The organism is Pseudomonas sp. FW300-N2F2, from assembly GCF_017351655.1.
Taxonomy (GTDB): domain Bacteria; phylum Pseudomonadota; class Gammaproteobacteria; order Pseudomonadales; family Pseudomonadaceae; genus Aquipseudomonas; species Aquipseudomonas fluorescens_AA.
On the sequence record NZ_JACNDQ010000001.1, the window covers coordinates 1,814,272 to 1,832,776 of the forward strand.

Below are 18,505 nucleotides of genomic sequence, written 5' to 3' on the forward strand. Positions count from 1 at the left end.
AGTTGGTCGAAACCCGATGACTCAGAGTGTGAAGGTGGCAAGTTCATCGTCCGCATCGACTTTGGTATCGTCTTCGCCGCCTGAGTCCCGAGCGACCTCGACAGCTCCAAGCAGCGTCCGCCAATCGGCGCCTGGGTTTTGCTCCAAGATGGCTAGCAGGTTGATGAACGCTGTGATCGTGGTGCGGGGCGTACGGAAGTAGGCCTCCCCCAAACGCTGATTACAATGCGCCATAAACAATGGGAGCGCCTCGTCGGGCAGTAAGTACTTTTCAGCATCTCCACCAGCGTATACATGACGAAGTTTCTGAAGCAGTACGTAGAAGTCTTCCGGGGTCAGGCTGGTCAGACGAATCACCGGCCCAGACAGATCCACCAATCCTGATTTCGCAAACGAGTTCTCGGCCAATCGAGATTGCAGGGCAGGGTAGCTGAATAGCCCCCGACGAGTGTCCATCAAAAACTCAGGCGTGCCACCTAAAACGAAACCAAGCCCTTCGGACGATCCCTGCAGAGAGTCGTTGAGGATACGGAGGATCTGTTCGTAATTGGCATTACGAGCTTGGGTATTGGCCAGTTTGTAGAGGTTGACCAGTTCGTCGAGGCAGATCATCAGACCGCCAAAACCTGCAAGTCTGACGAATCTCGACAGGAGTTTGAGCTGATCGTAGACGGAGGCATCATCAATGATGGTTCGTACGCCCAAGGCTGCTCGGGCATCAGTCTTAGTGGTGAACTCTCCACGCAACCAACGGATGGCGTCGGCCTTGAGTTGCTCGTTGCCTTCTTCGAAACCTCGGCAATAGGCAGCAATCACCTCAGCAAAATCATACCCGTTGACCATCTCGGTCAGCTCTGCCAAGTGAGCACGAATCACAGTCTCGCTGTCCGAACTTGCCGCCTTGGCTTCGGTTTTGGCTTGAGAGATGAATTTTTCAACGATGCCTTGCATTGCCCCACCGTCGGGCTTCGTGCGCGTTGACATGTTTTTAGCCAGCTCGGAGTAAAGCGAGCGTGCTTGTCCACCCGTGGCATGTAATCTGCGATCTGGGTTCAAGTCGGCATGCATGGTGACAAGTTTACGCTCCATGGCGATGGCTCGTACCAGGTTCAGAAAGAATGTCTTGCCCGCTCCGTACTCGCCAATGACGACTCGAAATGCCGATCCACTTTCAACCAGGCGATTGACGTCCTTGATCAGTGCATCTAGTTCGCCTACCCGGCCAACCTGAATCAGGTGTTGGCCCACGCGAGGAACGACGCCTGCGCGTAGCGACTGGATGACCGCATCGCGATCCTTGGCTCTGATAGTGCTCATAGGGCTAACTCTTCCAGAATGTCTATATTGATTTCGACAGGGTCATCACCCTCAGTGACGGGCATGTCGAAACGTTCAAAAGCCATGTCGTTGATTTGTTCCAAGGCACCATCGAGCATTAGCTCCATGTCGCTGGCTGCAGCTTCAAGTTCGGAGCGACTCCACTCAGGGCGTGAGATCAGCAACCGAAGGAATGCAGAATGTTCTAAATCGAGACCATCAATGTCTGCACTCGATTCTTGTACTGATTCTGCCACATCGACCAACTGTTCCGGTTCGTCAACCTGGTCATCAGTGAAGACTTTGGCAAGGAGGGCGGAGACCTCTGCGGTTTCTCGTTGCAGTTCTGCAATGCGCTCGTGATCAAGCACGAACCCTTGATTTGCAGTGGCGGTGATCGGGGTGCCAGGCTCGGAACGAGGAATGCCGGCTTTTGGTTTTACAAAGGCAATACTTGCTCCAGATGCAGCACCGTGGAGATCGCTGTACAGCAACTGACTGTCCAGCTGCAGGGCCTTGTAAACGCGCTCAAGAAGTTTCACTTCCAATGGGCTGACGACGCCATCTGCTTGCGCCAGATGGGCTAGGAAGCTTGCAATCGTGCGTTTGGCTTCGACCGTTAGTGGGGCGAGTTTTTTCTTCAGGCTGGCCAGCGTTGGTGGTTGCTGGGTCTGGATTCGCAGGTGTGCTTTAAGGCGTTTGCGATGGGCCACACTCAGGTGATTCCAGGAGTCGATGTGTTGAGCAAGCAGCGTAACTTCCTCAGTGGAGGTATCACCATCGGCAGAGGCCACAGCACTAGCAAGGTCGAGCGTCACCGAAGCAGCATTGTAGGCTGCGGAAGCTCGTAGTGACCCGTCTTCTGGTTGAGTCACGAACAGCGCGATTTGATCCTCTGCCTTCGGCGTCTTACTGCCAGCCAGTACATCGGGTTCAATACCGATGTGAAGCGATTCCAGTGCACGGGCAAGTGCAAGTACTTTGTCGCGGGACAGGTCGCCGGCGCTCTTGAACCGGCCTGCGAGTTCGCCAAAGCTCATGACAATCAGGTCGTCGCCAATTCTGAGTTGAAGTTCGTCCAATTCTGTGCGGGCTGCCGTCGGCCAAAGAGCGACGGGAAGCTGTAAAAGACCTTCGAGAGCTTCTGCGCTATCAGGGTTGCGGCCCAAATATCGGCTGTAGGGTTCAAGCTCGGTAGTGCATAGCTCAACCAGCAACTGCAGAATTTTTCGTGTGCCCGACGTGGCGAGGACATCAGGAAGGTCACCCAAGCTAAGCGTGGGCGCCATTAAGACCGCAGAGGCCGGCCGATAGCTGGTTTTAAGCTTGGTCTTGTTCTGCGCCAAGATAAGCCCCTTAGGATGGGCGCTTGTGTACTTAAGCTTAAACAGTCTCGAAAAGACATCCTTACAGCGGGTCACGGGCGTGCGTTTGCTGATGTTGGGATCAGCTAGCGTCCAGGCTAATGCCCAATCGGCATCAAGAGGGCGCTTGTTGGAGGCGAATTGCCCCAGACCTACGCGCAGTGGCAGTGGCATCTCGTAGCTATAGGCGACAACGTTGGGAGGTGGGCCAAGGTAAAGTTCTGGATCGATCTTGGTGTTGCTCAGGTAATCCAGAAAACCTTCTGCATAACCCCTGAACGACCTATTTTCCCCGTAGATACTCAATAGGCGTCGGACTTCTTCGACGATCAAAGGAAGCTCAGCCTTGACGCCCGGGTCACTCACTGCGTCAACGAGTGCTCGACGCTCTAGACCATAGAAATACAAAAAGACGTAACCGGTGTCTGCCAGTGGGTCACGACGACCGCTCTCCAGCCATTGAAGGTATCCACGGCGAGCCTCTGACGTGATGGAGTGAAAACTGGGCCAATAGGACATCAGCCGTTCTTCTAGATCGACGTGTGTCTTTGCGATACGGAGCTTGGGGTTTATCAGTGAGGGTTCTTCGGCATCGTGCCGGCGACCTAGCACGCTGCCCATATAGAACATGCCATCGGGAATTGAAAAACCGGAAACGGTGACAGATTCACCTGCTGGCACCCAGCGAACATCAGGTTTTTGCGTGCTCGCATTTGGAATTTTGAAGGACTTTGAAGATGCTGAGCCGAGTTGGACAGTGTAAAAATCAGAGATTTCCTCTGTGCCCATATTGCTCCCTGAAACCTCACGGCTAGAGAAAGTGATGCCTGGCCGTTGATGTTCTCGCAGATGTTCAGTCTCCGAAACGGCCACTGACAATTGCTCGGCCTGTCGCCTTGAGCGACGAACCAGCAGCCAAAAAACCGCGGCAATGCAAGCAATAACACCAATGGCGATCCAAGCATTTTTCGGGATCGATGCGACTGCGCCGAAGGCCAGAGCGAAAATGATCAGGATGCCGTTACTTGTAGAATTTTTTGCCTTCTTCCTTGCCATGAGTCGTTTCAACCTTGAAAGATGGGTGCTGGCGCAATGGCAGTATCCGATAATTGCCCTACGAGAACCATGGGCTGAGGAACGCTATTGATCGGAAAATTTTTGCTCGCGCACGAATAGCTACAATCATCAGAAGTAGCTTTTCAGCATGACGCGCGCAGATCATCCCACTCCATTGCTCATGGCTGCGATTCATTGTGGGCAGCTACCGGTCAGAAGTGGATGCTCACTAAGTCGATGATGCCAGCCCCCGTTGCAGAAGCTAGGATTGTTGCGTTGGCCATCTCTTTTCGACTAGCCGCGGCGTGCGCCTAAGCCCTGATCGTTCGCAATCAGTGCCTCGAATTCTTCGATGGTAATTTGGCCACGAAATGGAATCCCCCTACTTTTTTCCCCAAAAAAACGCCGGCTCTTGATGGATGTTACTGGACTCGCTTAGAGCAGAACACCGCCGGAGCTCAAGTAAATACTAGCTTAGAAAAATCCAGAGTAAAATTTTGAAAGCTTTCAAGAAGTATGAAAAAGGAGATGGGGTGCTAGGGGGCGAGTGTTCGAATCACTCCGTCCCGACCATATTATTCAATGACTTAGCCCAATCTGAAAGGTTGGGCTTTTTCATGCCTAAAAAATACCCCCGCATTGCCTGGTGGCAGGGCTGAAAATCCAGAGCCGTTTCCAACGTTCCTGCTTCATCCTCCAGGTTCTGTCATGGACGAAAACGGCCCCAGTGCTCATTCAACAATACGTCCGGTTATCGTGGCTTACCTTGAAGCACTGTTGCGAGAATCGGTCATGGCCGACAAGGCCACGGAGGTCGCTGCTGTGCGTGTTTCTACACCTAACTTCACATACACATGTTCCAGATGTTTGTTCACGGTGCGTGGGCTCAGATCAAGAATGGTGCCGATGTCGCGGTTGGTCTTGCCGCAGGCCACCCAGCGCAGAACCTCGACTTCCCGACCGGTGAGCTGAAAGCGTGCCGACAGCACCCTGTGCGCCGGCTCGTCGTCCAGGCTCGGCGGGGCTGGCTGTGACGCCGCTCGGGCCGACAGCAGGATGCGCGAGGTGCGCAGGTGCGCGGCGACCCGGGCCAGCACTTCGTCGGTCTGGATCGGCTTGGTCACGTAGTCGCTACCACCCACTTCAAAGCCCTGGACCACATGCCTGCTTTCCGTCAGCGCGGTCATGAACAGCACCGGAATATCGGCGTTGGCCGGTTGCTCCTTGATCCGCCGGCAGGTCTCGAAGCCGTCCAGGCCCGGCATCATCGCATCCAGCAGAATCAGGTCTGGACGCCGGCGTTCGATGCGGTTCAGGGCGCTGAGCCCGTCGAGGGCCACCAGCACCATGTAGCCGGCATCGTTGAGGGCGTCGGAGAGCATGGCGAGGTTGTCCGGGGTGTCGTCCACAATCAACACGACACCGGGTTCAGCGACTGTGGTCAGTGCATTCATCTTCTGCCTCCTTGAGGGCGCGATTGATTTCGTCCAGGCGAAAATTTTTCAGCAGCTTGCGTAGCGAACTGATGAAAGGGGCGGTGGCTGGCGTCTCGGCCTGGATGGCGTCGAGTTTTTCGTGCAGACCGCGTACGTAGCCGATGGCGCTGAGTTCGCCGAGGGCGATGAGGTCAGGCTGTGAGGGCAATATCCCCGGTTCGGGGAATGTCGCAGGGGCTGGTTTTTCGCGGCGCAGCCAGTGCAGGTCGAGCTGTTTCTGGATCCGCTCAAGCAGCTCCGGGGTGTGTACCGGCTTGGCAAGGTAGTCGTTGCAGACACTGGCCAGGCTGCGCTCGCGCTCGTCGTTAAAGGCATTGGCCGATATCACGATGATCGGTGCCGTGGACAACGCATTGCGGCGGATCAGCCGGCTGGTTTCCCAGCCATCCATCGTCGGCATCGACAGGTCCATGAGAATCAGGTCCGGCCCCAGCAGGGCGACCTGGCGAATCGCTTCCTGGCCGTTGCTGGCCTGGACCACTTCAAAGCCCAGGGGCGTAAGCATGCCGCTGAGGACCTTGCGATGGTCCACATGGTCGTCCACTACCAGCACCAGACGCCGCGGCCCCTGGTAGCCGATGATGTCGTGTTCGACATGGATCACCGCTTGCGGCACCCGTACTTGCGAGAGAAACAGGCGCACCTGGAAACAGGTGCCCTTGTCCTGCTGACTCTTGACCTGCAACTCGCCGCCCATCAGCGAGGTGAGCATGCGGGTAATGGTCAGGCCCAGGCCAACGCCCTTGTCCTGGCGCATCAGATCACCGCGCTCGAAAGGCTGGAAGATTCTCTCGATGTGCTCGGGGTCGATGCCGATACCCGTGTCGATGATGTCGAAGGTTGCCGTCTCGCGCATGTAACTGACCCGCAGGCAGACCTCGCCGCTGTCGGTGAAGTTGACCGCATTGCCTAACAGGTTGATGAGGATCTGCCGGACGCGCTTTTCGTCACCTCGCACCACCGCCGGCATCTTGCCGATCAGCTCCAGGCGAAAGCGCAACCCTTTGTCCCGTGCTTGTGGGGTGAACATCAGCTCCAGATCGTGGATCAGTTCCGGGAAGGGGATTTCCGTCGGCTCCAGGCGCAATTTGCCAGCCTCGATCTTGGCCACATCGAGCAGGCCGTCGATCAGCGACAGCAGGTGCGAGCCGCTGCGCAGGATGGTCGCCAGGGCATCCTGATGCTGCTCCGGCATGGCCGCGTCGCGCTGCAGGATCTGGGTAAAACCGAGGATGCTGTTCAACGGCGTACGCAGTTCGTGGGACAGTCCGGTGACGTAGCGACTCTTGGCCGCGTTGGCCGCCTCGGAAGCCTCCTTGGCATCTTGCAGTGCCTGGTCGGTCAAGCGGTGGGCTTCGATTTCCTGCATCAGCAGCAGGGTCTGGCGGTCCGATTCTTCCTGGGCCACGCGGCGGCTTTCCCGCGTCAGAACGACCCACCAGGCGAGGATGGCCGCCAGTACCGAGAGCGTCAGGAAGGCCTGGAAAAATGCCTGGTACAGCGTCGCCTGGGCTTGCGGCGAGTGGGGCAGTCCCTGGGAGGCCTGGCCATAGATCAGCGCCAGAGCGCCGCTGAGCATCAGGATCAGCGCGAGCAGCAGACCCAGGTAATGCACTAGCCGGGTGTGCAGGCGTGGCACCGTTGCATTGGGCAGCAACCAATGCAACAGCGCTTCGAACTGCGCCGACAGACGCCCGTGAGGTTTGCAGCGATCGCCGCAACGCGCATCCAGCGAACAGCAAAGTGAGCAGATGGGCGTGCTGTAGGCCGGACAGAAAGCCATGTCGGCGGTTTCGAACGGGTTGCTGCACAGGCCGCAGGTGATCAGCGTGCTCGGTGCCACCGGTTGCAGCAGTAGCGGATCGCTAGTGCGGGCAATGTAATAGCGGCTGCGTGTGGCCCAGGCCAGCAGCGGGGTCATGACCAGCGAGGTGCCGAGGGCGACGAAGGGCGGGGCGGCCTGGGCCAGCGCACCAAATAGACCGAAGTGGGCGAGGACCGACAGCAGCGAGGCAATCAGCATGGAGCCGACGCCCACCGGGTTGATGTCGTAGAGGTGAGCGCGCTTGAACTCGATGTATTTCGGTGACAACCCCAAGGGTTTGTTGATCACCAGGTCGGCGACCACCGAGCCGATCCAGGCGATGGCGATGTTGGCGTAGAGACCGAGCACCTGGTCAATGACGTCGAATACCCCCAGCTCCATCAGCATCAGGGCAATCGCCACATTGAACACCAGCCAAACGACGCGGCCGGGGTGACTGTGGGTGACCCGGGCGAAAAAGTTCGACCAGGCCAGGGAGCCGGCGTAGGCGTTGGTCAGGTTGATCTTCATCTGCGAGACGAAGACGAACAGCACCATGGCCGCCAGGGCCCATTCCGGCGAGGCGAACACATAACCGAAGGCCACCAGGTACATCTGGGTCGGCTCCGTAGCGCGCTCGATGGGGATCTCGTGTTGCAGGGCGAGAAACGCCAGGAAGGCGCCAGCGAACATTTTCAGGGCGCCGGGCAGGATCCAGCCGGGGCCGGCGCAGAGCAGGGCGGCCCACCAGCGCTTGCGGTTGGACGCGGTTTTTTCCGGCAGGAAGCGCAGGTAGTCGACCTGTTCGCCGATCTGCGTCACCAGGGACAGGGCCACGGTACAGGCAGCGCAAAACGCCAGCAGATTGAAGTCGCCGCTGGCATCACGGCCCTGGAAACTGGTCCAGTCGCTGAAGGCCTCGGGGTTTTTCAGCAGCACAAACAGATAGGGCAGCACCAGCAGCACCAGCCACAACGGCTGGGTCCAGAGTTGCAGGCGGCTGATCAGGGTCACCCCATAGGCCACCAGGGGGATCACCAGCACAGAGCAGATCACATAAGCAAAGGCCAATGGGATATGGAAGTACAGCTCCAAGGCCAGGGCCATGATCGCTGCTTCCAGGGCGAAGAACAGAAAGGTGAAGCTGGCGTAGATCAGTGAGGTGATGGTCGAGCCGATGTAGCCGAAGCCGGCACCGCGGGTCAACAGGTCCATATCGACGCCGTAGCGGGCGGCGTAGTAGCTGACGGGCAGGCCGGTGAGGAAGATGATCAGGCTCACGGCGAGGATCGCCCAGAAGGTGTTGGTGAAGCCGTAGCTCAGGGCCAGCACCCCGCCAATCGCCTCCAGGGCCAGGAACGACACCGCGCCCAGGGCGGTGTTGGCGATGCGCAGTTCCGACCACCTGCGAAAGGACTTTGGTGTGTAACGCAGGGCGTAGTCTTCCATGGTTTCGTCGGCGACCCAGCTGTTGTAGTCGCGACGGATCTTGGCGATGCGCTGGGTGCCAGGTGGAAGCACGGCGAAAGACTCCTGGGGTCAAGGCGCTCCGTGCCTGGCGGGTGTGCCCGTGGCGGATAGCCGAGCAATTTTCATGCCCTGCACCGCGCCGTCTTGCCGCGCCAACTGTTGCCTGCGCGCGCGTCCGCGCAGTGCCGTTCAGGCGGGGCCTGGAGCGATAGCCTGCGCCGCCTTGGTGCATTTTTCCCTACGTCAAATGACGTATGCGCTTACGTCAGGCTGCGTATACCCGTCGCCGATCCGCGCCGCCATGCTGATGCCACCACCGTTGCCGGCCGCCCCAAGGCGAGCTGTCAGCGTCACCGCAGAGGAGTAGCAGCATGGAACCACGATTGATCCGGACCAAAGGCCTGTTGCCGCGCCGCCTGGCGCTGGGGGCGGCGGCCCTGTCGCTATTGGCTGCCAGTGTGTTCAGCCAGGGTGTATGGGCCGACGAGGCCAATAGCACCGGCCTGGCGGTGACCGCCACTGAAGTCACGGTCGGCCAGTTGCACTCGGCCACCGGCACCATGGCGATTTCCGAGACCGGTTCGATCCAGGCCGAACGCCTGGCCATCGAGCAGATCAACGCTTCAGGCGGCATCCTCGGTCGGCAGATCAAGGTGATCCAAGAAGACGGTGCCTCCGACTGGCCGACCTTCGCCGAGAAGGCCAAGAAGCTTCTGGTCAACGACAAGGTGGCCACGGTGTTCGGCTGCTGGACCTCGGCGTCGCGCAAGGCTGTGCTGCCGATCTTCGAGAAAGAAAACGGCCTGCTCTACTACCCGACTTTCTACGAGGGGCTGGAGCAGTCGAAGAACGTGATCTACACGGGCCAGGAAGCCACCCAGCAAATCCTCGCCAGCCTCGACTGGATCGCCAAGACCAAAGGCGCCAAAACCTTCTACCTGGTGGGATCGGACTATATCTGGCCACGCACCTCGATGAAGATTGCCCGCAAGCACATTGAAAACGTGCTGCACGGCACCGTGGTCGGCGAAGACTATTACCCGCTCGGCAACACCCAGTTCGGTTCGCTGATCAACAAAGTCAAGTTGAAGAAGCCCGACGTGGTGTTCGCGGCAGTGGTGGGTGGCTCCAACGTGGCCTTCTACAAACAACTCAATGCGGCGGGTGTCAATTCGGCCAAGCAGACCTTGCTCACGCTCTCGGTCACCGAAGATGAGTTGCTGGGCATCGGCGGCGAGAACATGGCCGGTTTCTATGCCTCGATGAAGTACTTCCAGAGCCTGGACAACCCCAACAACAAAGCCTTCGTCGACGCTTTCAAGGCCAAGTACGGCAAGGATTCGGTGATCGGCGACGTGACCCAGGCCGCGTACCTGGGCCCATGGTTGTGGAAGGCTGCGGTGGAAAAAGCCGGCAGCTTCGATGTCGACAAAGTGGTTGCAGCCTCGCCGGGCATCGAGTTGAAAACCGCGCCTGAAGGCTACGTCAAAGTGCATGAAAACCATCACCTGTGGAGCAAGACCCGCATCGGTGAAGTGCAGCCCGATGGCCAGTTCAAAGTGGTGTACGAGTCCGATCTGATCGAGCCGAATCCGTTCCCTAAAGGCTATCAGTAAGGTCTGGGCCATCGCGGCAGGCCGACTCCAACACTCTGTAGGAGCTGGCTTGCCGGCGATGGAGCTTCAACGTTTTTCCACATCCTCCCTCCAAGCAGGAGTCCATCATCATGGAATGGCTATCGGAATTTGGTGCCATCGCGGCGATGCAGGGGTTCAACGGCTTGTCCGTGTTCTGTGTGCTGCTGTTGATGGCATTGGGGCTGGCGATCATTTTCGGCCAGATGGGGGTCATCAACATGGCCCACGGCGAGTTCCTCACGATCGGCGCCTACACTACCTATGTCTGTTCGAGCCTGACCAGTCATTTCGCCCCGTGGTTTCAACCCTATTATTTTTTCATCGCCATCGCCCTGTCGTTTCTGGTGGCCGGGGCCATCGGCTGGCTGGTGGAGTGGGCGATGATCAGTCGGCTCTACAAGCGTCCGTTGGACACATTGCTGGCGACCTGGGGGCTGTCCCTGGTGATGCAGCAGACCTTCCGTTCGGTGTTCGGCGCCCGTGAAGTCAGCGCCACGCCGCCGGAGTGGCTGATGGGTTCGTTCAACTTCACCGAGTCCATCGAGATCCCGCGCAACGGCCTGTTCATGATGGCCCTGACCCTGCTGCTCACCGCGGCCATTTTTCTCTTGCTCTACCGCTCACGCTGGGGCCTGCAAGTGCGGGCCACGGTGCAAAACCGGCTGATGAGCCGTGCCGTGGGCATCAATACGCGCAAGGTCGACCGCATGACTTTTGCCCTCGGTTGTGGTGTCGCGGGGGTGGCCGGCGCGGCCTTTACCACCATTGGCTCCACCGGGCCCACCGCGGGCTCGCAGTACATAGTCGACACCTTTCTGGTGGTGGTCTTCGGCGGCGCACAAAGCCTGTTCGGCACTATTGCGTCGGCGTTCGTCATTGCCCAGACCCAATCGATCTCGGAGTTCTTCCTCAGTGGTTCGATGGCTAAGGTGCTGACCCTGTCCGGGGTGATTCTGATCCTGATGTTGCGCCCTCAAGGGTTGTTCTCCATCAAAGTGCGCAAGTAGAGGCGAGCCAATGAAGCTTTTAGACAAGATGCTGGCGGGCAAGCAGAACCTGTTGGGCGTGGCCCTGTTGGCGCTGCTGATTCTCGTGGTCTTCCCGCTGACCCTGGATGCCTTTCGCCTGAACATGGTGGGCAAGTACCTGACCTATGCCTTCGTCGCTGTCGGCCTGGTGCTGTGTTGGGGCTATGGCGGCATTCTCAGCCTCGGGCAAGGGGTGTTCTTCGGCGTCGGCGGCTACTGCATGGCGATGTTTCTCAAGCTCGAAGCCTCCGACCCGCAGAGCACCAAAATCCAGTCGACGCCGGGCATTCCGGATTTCATGGACTGGAACCAGATCACCGAACTGCCGTGGCTCTGGGTACCGTTCCACAGTTTCAGCTTCACCCTGTTGGCGGTGATCCTGGTGCCGGTAGTGCTGGCCTTCATCATTGGCATGGCGCTGTTCAAGCGGCGGGTGGGGGATGTTTATTTCTCTATCGTCAGCCAGGCCATCGCGCTGATTCTCACGGTGCTGATCGTCGGCCAGCAGGGCCTGACCGGCGGAGTCAACGGCATCACCGATCTCAAGACGCTGCTCGGCTGGGACCTGCGCAGTGACAGCGCCAAGCTGCTGCTGTACTTCATCAACGCGGCCTTGTTGTTCGGCTGCATTTTCATTGGCCGTTTCGTCCTTGCGTCGAAGCTCGGGCGGCTGCTGATGGCGATGCGCGATAAAGAGGAGCGGGTGCGCTTCTCCGGTTATGACGTGGCCAGTTTCAAGATTTTCGTGTTCTGCATCGCCGCTGCCTTCTCGGCCATAGGCGGCGCCATGTTCGCCTTGCAGGTGGGCTTCATGTCGCCTTCGTTCGTCGGCATCGTGCCATCCATCGAGATGGTGATCTTTGCCGCTGTCGGCGGGCGCATGTCGCTGCTCGGCGCGGTGTATGGGGCCTTGCTGGTGAACTACGGCAAGACCTATTTCTCCGAGTCCTTCCCCGAATTGTGGCTGTACCTGATGGGCGGGCTGTTCATTGCCGTGGTCATGTACTTCCCCAATGGTTTGGCCGGACTCTGGGACAGCCATGGCCGCCAGGCCCTTGGCCGTTTATTGCGGCGTACCCCGCAGCAAGCTGTCGTTGCCGCGCCCCTGCCGGAGACGTCGCGCACTGCACCGCCGACCCCTGCTTCTGAACGCCCTTCGCTGGAGACGCAGCCATGACCGCCGTAGGTTTTCAGATGAACAAGCCGGTGCTGGTTATCGAGGGGCTGACGGTGTCCTTCGACGGTTTCAAGGCCGTGGACAACCTCAACCTGTACATAGACCGCAATGAAGTGCGGGTGGTGATCGGGCCCAACGGCGCAGGCAAGACCACGGTGCTCGACCTGATCTGCGGCAAGACCCGCGCCACCAGCGGCAGCATCCAGTTCGATGGAAAGGAACTGACCAAGATGCGCGAGTACAACATCGTCCGTGCCGGTGTCGGGCGCAAATTCCAGAACCCGTCGATCTACGAAAACCTCACGGTGTTCGAGAACCTGGAGATGTCCTACCCGGCCGGGCGCAAGGTGTTTGGCGCGTTGTTCTTCAAGCGCAGTGCCGCAGTGATTGCCCGGGTTGAAGAGGTGGCGCGGGAGATCTTTCTCGGCGAGCTGTTGCAGCAGCAGGCCGACCTGCTGTCCCACGGCCAGAAGCAGTGGCTGGAGATCGGCATGCTGCTGATGCAGAACCCGGACCTGTTGATGCTCGATGAACCGGTCGCAGGGATGAGCGTCAACGAGCGCGTACAGACTGCGGAACTGCTCAAGCGCATCAGCCAGGGCCGCTCGGTGCTGGTGATCGAACACGACATGGAATTCGTCAAGAGCATCGCCCATAAGGTCACGGTGCTGCATCAGGGCAAGGTCTTGGCCGAGGGCAGCATGGAGTCGGTGCAGAACAACCCGAAAGTCATCGAAGTCTATTTAGGCCATTGAGGAAGCAGGCATGTTCAACGTAGACAAGCTGTCCTGTGGTTACGGCCAGAGTCAGATCCTTCACGACCTCGACCTGGCCGTGGCCAAACGCGAAATCGTCGCCGTGATGGGACGCAACGGCATGGGCAAGACCACGCTGTTCAAGAGCTTGATGGGCATCCTTCCGCAGTGGCGGGGGCAGGTCAGCGTCGATGGTCAGGAAGTCTCGAATCTGGAAACCCACGAGCGGGTGGAACACGGCATCGCCTATGTGCCTCAGGGGCGGATGATTTTCCCTAGCATGACGGTGTTGGAAAACATACAGACCGGCCTGCCGGCATCGGCCCGGGGCCAGGTGCCCGAAGACCTCTATGCGTTGTTTCCGGTGCTCCACGACATGCGCTCGCGCAAGGGTGGCAACCTTTCGGGCGGGCAGCAGCAACAACTGGCGATTGCCCGGGCACTGGCGACCAATCCCAAGGTGTTGTTGCTCGATGAACCCACCGAGGGCATCCAGCCGTCGATCATCAAGGACATCGCCCGCACTTTGAAAGAGATCCGCCACCTGCGCGACCTGACCATTGTGGTCTCCGAGCAGGTACTGTCATTCACCCTGGAAATCGCCGACCGCTTCCTGGTGATCGAGAAGGGTCGCTTCGTGATTGAGGAGACCCGGGACAAGGTCGACGAATCCACCATCAGTCGCTACCTCTGCGTCTAGGCGCGATCGGCCCCCTTGTAGCAGCTGGCAAGCCAGCTCAAAGGGGTACGTCATCCAACGTATTGGCCGATTCGTGCCGCCATTCGAGACTGGTTCCAACGCGGTACATCCCTAATGTTCAGGAGCTTCGCCATGACCGATACCTTGATCAAAGTCGACCTCAACCAGCCCGCCACCGAGAACGAACAGATCCACAACCGCTGGCATCCGGACATTCCCATGGCCTGCTGGGTCACGCCGGGGGATGACTTTATTCTTGAGACTTACGACTGGACCGCTGGCGCGATCAAGAACAACGACGACGCCTCGGATGTGCGTGACGTCGACCTGTCCACCGTGCACTACCTGTCCGGTCCAGTGGGCGTGCACGGCGCCGAGCCGGGGGATCTGCTGGTGGTCGACCTGCTGGACATCGGCGCCAAGGCCGAATCGATGTGGGGCTTCAACGGCTTCTTCTCGCGGCAGAACGGTGGCGGATTCCTCACGGATCACTTTCCCAGCGCACAGAAAGCCATCTGGGATTTCAAAGGCATGTTTACCAGCTCGCGGCACATTCCCGGGGTCAACTTTGCCGGCCTGATCCACCCCGGATTGATCGGTTGCCTGCCCGACCCGGTAATGCTCGGCGACTGGAACCGCCGTGAGCAGGAACTGATCGACACCCACCCGACCCGCGTGCCGCCCCTGGCCAACGCGCCGCTGGCCGCCACCGCACACATGGGCAGGCTCAAGGGCCAGGCCCGGGATGATGCCGCGGCAACGGGCGCGCGCACCGTGCCACCGCGTGAACATGGTGGTAACTGCGATATCAAGGACTTGTCCCGGGGCTCGAAGATTTTCTTCCCGGTCTATGTCAAAGGCGCCGGGTTGTCGGTGGGGGATCTGCACTTCAGTCAGGGCGACGGCGAGATCACCTTTTGCGGTGCTATCGAGATGGCCGGCTGGGTTCATATGAAAGTCGAGCTGATCAAGGGCGGCATGGCCAAGTACGGGATCAAGAACCCGGTGTTCAAACCCAGCCCGATCATCCCGACCTACCAGAACTACCTGATCTTCGAAGGTATCTCGGTGGATGAAGCCGGCAAACAGCACTACCTGGACGTGAATATCGCGTATCGCCAGGCCTGCCTGAATGCGATCAACTACTTGACCAAGTTTGGTTATTCCCCCGCCCAAGGCTATGCCCTGTTGGGTTCTGCGCCGGTGCAAGGGCATATCAGCGGCGTGGTCGATATCCCCAACGCCTGCGCGACCCTCTGGTTACCCACCGAAATCTTCGAGTTCGACATCAACCCCAACGCCAACGGTCCCATCAAACACCTCGACGGCAGTATCGATCTGCCGATTGCCCCGGACCTGTGAGACACGCCCGAGCTCGATCAATATCTGGAGAGCGCCATGCCGACCTATGAGTACGAATGTCAAACCTGTGGTTCTTTCACAATGTTGCGGCCCATGGCCCAACGGCACGAGTCGTGCCAGTGCCCGTCTTGCGCGGGCCCGGGAGGGCGGTTGCTGTTGTCTGCGCCGGCACTGACGACGTTGGCGAGCAGTCAACGCCAGGCCATGGCGACCAACGAGCGAAGTGCCCACGCGCCGCAGACGCTTGGCGAGTACCAGCAGAACCGTCGTCATCCCAGTGGGTGCAGTTGTTGCGCACCGAGCAAACCGCTGGCCCCGACCAAAGAAAATCCACAGGGGCTCAAGCGTAAAACCGGCTCCAGACCTTGGATGATCAGTCATTAACAGAGGTAAATCTCATGCGTCATGGTGATATTTCCAGCTGCCCGGATACCGTGGGTGTCGCTGTCGTCAATTACAAAATGCCGCGGCTGCATACAAAAGCCGAGGTCATTGAAAACGCCCGCAAGATTGCCGACATCATCACGGGGATGAAAAGCGGTCTCCCCGGCATGGACCTGGTGGTGTTTCCTGAATACAGCACCATGGGCATCATGTACGACCACGATGAGATGATGGCGACTGCCGCCAGTATTCCAGGCGAAGAAACTGCGATCTTTTCCGCCGCGTGCCGTGCGGCTGACACGTGGGGGGTGTTTTCACTGACCGGTGAGCGGCATGAGGAACATCCCCACAAAGCCCCGTACAACACGTTGGTGTTGATCAATAACCAGGGCGAAATCGTCCAGAAGTACCGCAAGTGCATTCCCTGGTGCCCCATAGAAGGTTGGTATCCGGGTGATCGGACCTATGTCTGCGAGGGTCCCAAGGGCCTGCAAATCAGCTTGATCATTTGTGATGACGGCAACTACCCGGAGATCTGGCGCGACTGTGCAATGAAAGGGGCGGAGTTGATCGTCCGTTGCCAGGGCTATATGTACCCGGCCAAAGAGCAGCAGGTGATGATGTCCAAAAGCATGGCCTGGGCCAATAATTGCTATGTGGCAGTGGCCAATGCGGCCGGCTTCGATGGGGTTTATTCCTACTTTGGTCACTCGGCGATTATTGGCTTCGACGGTCGTACCCTGGGCGAATGCGGTGAAGAGGAAATGGGCATTCAGTACGCACAATTATCCGTTTCGCAAATCCGCGATGCGCGAGCGAACGACCAATCACAGAATCATTTGTTCAAGCTGCTGCATCGCGGTTACACCGGGGTCTATCACTCCGGGGACGGCGACAAGGGAGTGGCTGACTGCCCGTTCGACTTTTACCGCACCTGGGTACTGGACGCGCAGAAAGCCCAGGAAAATGTCGAAAAACTGACCCGTAGCACCGTCGGCGTGGCTCATTGCCCGGTGGGAGAGCTTCCCCACGACGGTAAAGAAAAACACGCAGGCTAGACCATGCCTTTGGTGAATGATCGCATCGACCCAAACCACCCCCAGCCTAGCCTGACCAGCGCATCACCGGCAGCAGATTTGTTGACCTCACGCTTCGTCTTCAATCCCGCCCAAGTCATGGCGTTGTTGCGCAGTCGAATTGTCGGCCAAGAACACGCCATGAGCGCGGTCGAGGCGTTGCTAAACGTGGTTAAGGTCGATATTGGTGAACGTGAGAGACCGTTGACGGTGAACCTGTTCATGGGGCCGACCGGTGTCGGCAAGACCGAAATAGTACGTCTGCTGGCACTGGCCATACACGGTCGCGCCGATGCGTTTTGTCGCATCGACATGCACACCTTGGCCCAGGAGCATTACTCGGCGGCGCTCACCGGAGCGCCACCTGGTTATGTGGGGAGTAAAGAGGGCGTCAGTCTGTTCAATAGCGAATTGATTCAAGGCACCTACAGTCGCCCAGGCATCGTGCTGTTCGATGAGCTGGAAAAAGCCAGCAAGGAAGTGGTGCGCAGTTTGCTGGGCATTCTTGAGAACGGCCAACTGACCTTGGCGGGCGGTAGCCGAACACTGGATTTTCGCAATAGCCTGATCTTCATGACCAGCAACATTGGAGCCCGGCAAGCGACCACCTACAGGGAACGTTTTTCACGCGGTTGGCGGCGCTGGCTCGGCATCGCCCCACAAGGTGAGCAGGCTATGTTGGAGCTGGCGTTGCACGCGTGGTTCGAACCGGAGTTTCTAAACCGTATTGATCGCATCCTGGTTTTCCAACGCATCGAAACCCGATGGCTGGAAGCGTTGTTGCAGATCGAACTGAACAAACTCAACCAACGTCTCGGTCAGCATCGCCGTACGCTGGTCCTGGACGTTGCGGCAAGCCACTGGCTGTGCCAAAAGCATGACCCACGCTTCGGTGCTCGGTCCCTGACAAGGCGAGTGCGGGTTGAGCTGGAGCCTGCCATCGCTGAGTGTTTGCTGGCTTATCCGCAGGCAATGCAGATGGTTGCGACGGTCGAATCAAACAGGCTCAGGGTTGTTCCATTGTCGTAAGAGACGACACCGGATTGAGGTCCGCCGTGATACCCCGCTTACCGGCGATCCTGACCAGCATTCAGTGTCTCGTTGCCGAGTTCAGCAGTCGAGGATTCAGCCGGTGCAAACTTTTGGCGGTTTTCTTCTGACACGAACAATCTCCTGGCCGGGCAGTTGCCCGAGTCGGGAATAGGTCTGTGATTCGACATCGGCCACGGGGTTGCCCAGGCTGACAGTTGCCGATGGTCGAGCCGGGAGGGCCTCAGCACTCTCTATCACTGTTGCAGGCGATGCCGCGACGGCAGAGCGAGTCTGGATGGGAATGGCAGAGCTGGCGTGGTTGTTCAGGTCCTTGGCACGGGCGTATGCCGAAGCAACTGGCATGGCTGGAAAGGTCATGATCCTGATATTCAGCTGCCCCATGTGCCGTGCTCTGAATCAACGCCGACGGTCTGCCCGCCCGCCTACCATTTTGCAGAAAACCAGTATCGTGCGAGCTTCACCTGGGTTCTAAGGCCTACCTGACCTTTTACGCATAAATCCTCCAGTTCCTCGACTGACCTCAAAGGATCCTTCTTTGCGCTGGGTTTCAGGCCATCTTGATAGGTTGGGCCAAACTCAGGACTGGCCTGCGAAAGGAGTCGGATTGCTTTCGCGTAGTCGTCTTCGAGATCTTCGGGCAAGGTGCCGCACGCTGCTTTTGTATGCTGATAGACCTGCCCCCACATGAAACCCGATTTGTCGGGGGTGTTGAGGTCCGAATAGGAGTGGGCTGCTGCAGAGGTACAGTAAAAAGTCAGTGACATTGCAGCCATTAAAAATTGTTTGTGCATCGTTTGTTGATCCCTTCCGTGGTTGTAAAAAAAAC

Annotated in this window: 14 protein-coding genes and 1 pseudogene; 10 read left to right on the forward strand and 5 right to left on the reverse strand. The window is 58.5% G+C overall.

The genetic code is table 11. The annotated features are described in order from the left end of the window. Nucleotides 1-21: 21 nt before the first annotated feature. The 4 genes from J4E63_RS08235 to J4E63_RS08250 form a co-directional block, all read right to left on the reverse strand. The gene (locus J4E63_RS08235) at nucleotides 22-1,317 is read right to left on the reverse strand and encodes an ATP-binding protein (protein WP_207281612.1); all 1,296 of its coding nucleotides are present in this window, start codon (nucleotides 1,315-1,317) and stop codon (nucleotides 22-24) included. Further along, nucleotides 1,314-3,737 carry a TerB N-terminal domain-containing protein gene (locus tag J4E63_RS08240; RefSeq protein WP_207281613.1) on the reverse strand — a complete coding sequence of 808 codons (2,424 nt, stop codon included), beginning with the start codon at nucleotides 3,735-3,737 and terminating at the stop codon, nucleotides 1,314-1,316. The genes J4E63_RS08235 and J4E63_RS08240 overlap by 4 nt, the downstream gene beginning before the upstream one ends. 761 nt (nucleotides 3,738-4,498) lie before the next feature. Continuing rightward, nucleotides 4,499-5,191, reverse strand: a complete 693-nt coding sequence (locus J4E63_RS08245; RefSeq protein ID WP_092144399.1) for a response regulator — start codon at nucleotides 5,189-5,191, stop codon at nucleotides 4,499-4,501. After that, nucleotides 5,166-8,558, reverse strand: coding sequence for an ATP-binding protein (locus J4E63_RS08250; RefSeq protein WP_092144401.1), 3,393 nt, complete (start codon nucleotides 8,556-8,558; stop codon nucleotides 5,166-5,168). Before J4E63_RS08250 ends, J4E63_RS08245 begins: the two co-directional genes overlap by 26 nt. A gap of 320 nt (nucleotides 8,559-8,878) precedes the next feature. Between J4E63_RS08250 and urtA the strand changes: the two genes are divergently transcribed. The 10 genes and pseudogenes from urtA to J4E63_RS31170 all read left to right on the forward strand — a co-directional run. Further along, entirely contained in the window at nucleotides 8,879-10,123 is a 1,245-nt protein-coding gene (urtA, locus tag J4E63_RS08255) for an urea ABC transporter substrate-binding protein (RefSeq protein ID WP_058542510.1), read from the forward strand. Between the two features lie 110 nt (nucleotides 10,124-10,233). Further along, the gene (urtB, locus tag J4E63_RS08260; protein WP_063320401.1) at nucleotides 10,234-11,151 is read left to right on the forward strand and encodes an urea ABC transporter permease subunit UrtB; all 918 of its coding nucleotides are present in this window, start codon (nucleotides 10,234-10,236) and stop codon (nucleotides 11,149-11,151) included. A gap of 10 nt (nucleotides 11,152-11,161) precedes the next feature. Further along, nucleotides 11,162-12,349, forward strand: coding sequence for an urea ABC transporter permease subunit UrtC (gene urtC / locus J4E63_RS08265; protein WP_207281614.1), 1,188 nt, complete (start codon nucleotides 11,162-11,164; stop codon nucleotides 12,347-12,349). Further along, nucleotides 12,346-13,104: an urea ABC transporter ATP-binding protein UrtD gene (urtD, locus tag J4E63_RS08270; protein ID WP_003203582.1), complete on the forward strand. Its 759-nt coding sequence runs from the start codon at nucleotides 12,346-12,348 to the stop codon at nucleotides 13,102-13,104. The genes urtC and urtD overlap by 4 nt, the downstream gene beginning before the upstream one ends. A gap of 10 nt (nucleotides 13,105-13,114) precedes the next feature. Further along, complete coding sequence (urtE, locus tag J4E63_RS08275) at nucleotides 13,115-13,804, forward strand: urea ABC transporter ATP-binding subunit UrtE (protein WP_063320404.1); 690 nt, start codon at nucleotides 13,115-13,117, stop codon at nucleotides 13,802-13,804. A 132-nt stretch (nucleotides 13,805-13,936) separates the two neighbouring features. Then, on the forward strand, nucleotides 13,937-15,166 hold the full coding sequence (gene fmdA / locus J4E63_RS08280) for a formamidase (RefSeq protein WP_207281615.1): 1,230 nt from the start codon (nucleotides 13,937-13,939) through the stop codon (nucleotides 15,164-15,166). A 36-nt stretch (nucleotides 15,167-15,202) separates the two neighbouring features. Next, nucleotides 15,203-15,550, forward strand: coding sequence for a zinc ribbon domain-containing protein (locus tag J4E63_RS08285; RefSeq protein ID WP_207281616.1), 348 nt, complete (start codon nucleotides 15,203-15,205; stop codon nucleotides 15,548-15,550). A 14-nt stretch (nucleotides 15,551-15,564) separates the two neighbouring features. Next, nucleotides 15,565-16,608 (forward strand): aliphatic amidase, encoded by a 1,044-nt coding sequence (locus J4E63_RS08290; protein WP_207282467.1) that lies wholly within the window; start codon nucleotides 15,565-15,567, stop codon nucleotides 16,606-16,608. 3 nt (nucleotides 16,609-16,611) lie between these two features. Beyond that, the gene (locus J4E63_RS08295) at nucleotides 16,612-17,655 is read left to right on the forward strand and encodes an AAA family ATPase (protein WP_207281617.1); all 1,044 of its coding nucleotides are present in this window, start codon (nucleotides 16,612-16,614) and stop codon (nucleotides 17,653-17,655) included. A 309-nt stretch (nucleotides 17,656-17,964) separates the two neighbouring features. Continuing rightward, nucleotides 17,965-18,075 (forward strand): annotated as a pseudogene (locus tag J4E63_RS31170) (alcohol dehydrogenase); the annotation flags it as partial. 26 nt (nucleotides 18,076-18,101) lie between these two features. Here the strand turns inward: J4E63_RS31170 and J4E63_RS08305 are convergent. Further along, entirely contained in the window at nucleotides 18,102-18,470 is a 369-nt protein-coding gene (locus J4E63_RS08305; RefSeq protein WP_207281618.1) for a hypothetical protein, read from the reverse strand. Nucleotides 18,471-18,505 lie beyond the last annotated feature (35 nt).

What these genes read in the sequence shown, in the direction of transcription:
- J4E63_RS08235 (WP_207281612.1), bottom strand. Translation starts at nt 1,317, where the DNA reads ATGAGCACTATCAGAGCCAAGGATCGCGATGCGGTCATCCAGTCGCTA.
- J4E63_RS08305 (WP_207281618.1), bottom strand. Translation starts at nt 18,470, where the DNA reads ATGCACAAACAATTTTTAATGGCTGCAATGTCACTGACTTTTTACTGT.
- J4E63_RS08295 (WP_207281617.1), top strand. Translation starts at nt 16,612, where the DNA reads ATGCCTTTGGTGAATGATCGCATCGACCCAAACCACCCCCAGCCTAGC.
- urtB (WP_063320401.1), top strand. Translation starts at nt 10,234, where the DNA reads ATGGAATGGCTATCGGAATTTGGTGCCATCGCGGCGATGCAGGGGTTC.
- urtA (WP_058542510.1), top strand. Translation starts at nt 8,879, where the DNA reads ATGGAACCACGATTGATCCGGACCAAAGGCCTGTTGCCGCGCCGCCTG.
- J4E63_RS08285 (WP_207281616.1), top strand. Translation starts at nt 15,203, where the DNA reads ATGCCGACCTATGAGTACGAATGTCAAACCTGTGGTTCTTTCACAATG.
- J4E63_RS08290 (WP_207282467.1), top strand. Translation starts at nt 15,565, where the DNA reads ATGCGTCATGGTGATATTTCCAGCTGCCCGGATACCGTGGGTGTCGCT.
- fmdA (WP_207281615.1), top strand. Translation starts at nt 13,937, where the DNA reads ATGACCGATACCTTGATCAAAGTCGACCTCAACCAGCCCGCCACCGAG.
- urtD (WP_003203582.1), top strand. Translation starts at nt 12,346, where the DNA reads ATGACCGCCGTAGGTTTTCAGATGAACAAGCCGGTGCTGGTTATCGAG.
- urtE (WP_063320404.1), top strand. Translation starts at nt 13,115, where the DNA reads ATGTTCAACGTAGACAAGCTGTCCTGTGGTTACGGCCAGAGTCAGATC.
- J4E63_RS08240 (WP_207281613.1), bottom strand. Translation starts at nt 3,737, where the DNA reads ATGGCAAGGAAGAAGGCAAAAAATTCTACAAGTAACGGCATCCTGATC.
- J4E63_RS08245 (WP_092144399.1), bottom strand. Translation starts at nt 5,191, where the DNA reads ATGAATGCACTGACCACAGTCGCTGAACCCGGTGTCGTGTTGATTGTG.
- urtC (WP_207281614.1), top strand. Translation starts at nt 11,162, where the DNA reads ATGAAGCTTTTAGACAAGATGCTGGCGGGCAAGCAGAACCTGTTGGGC.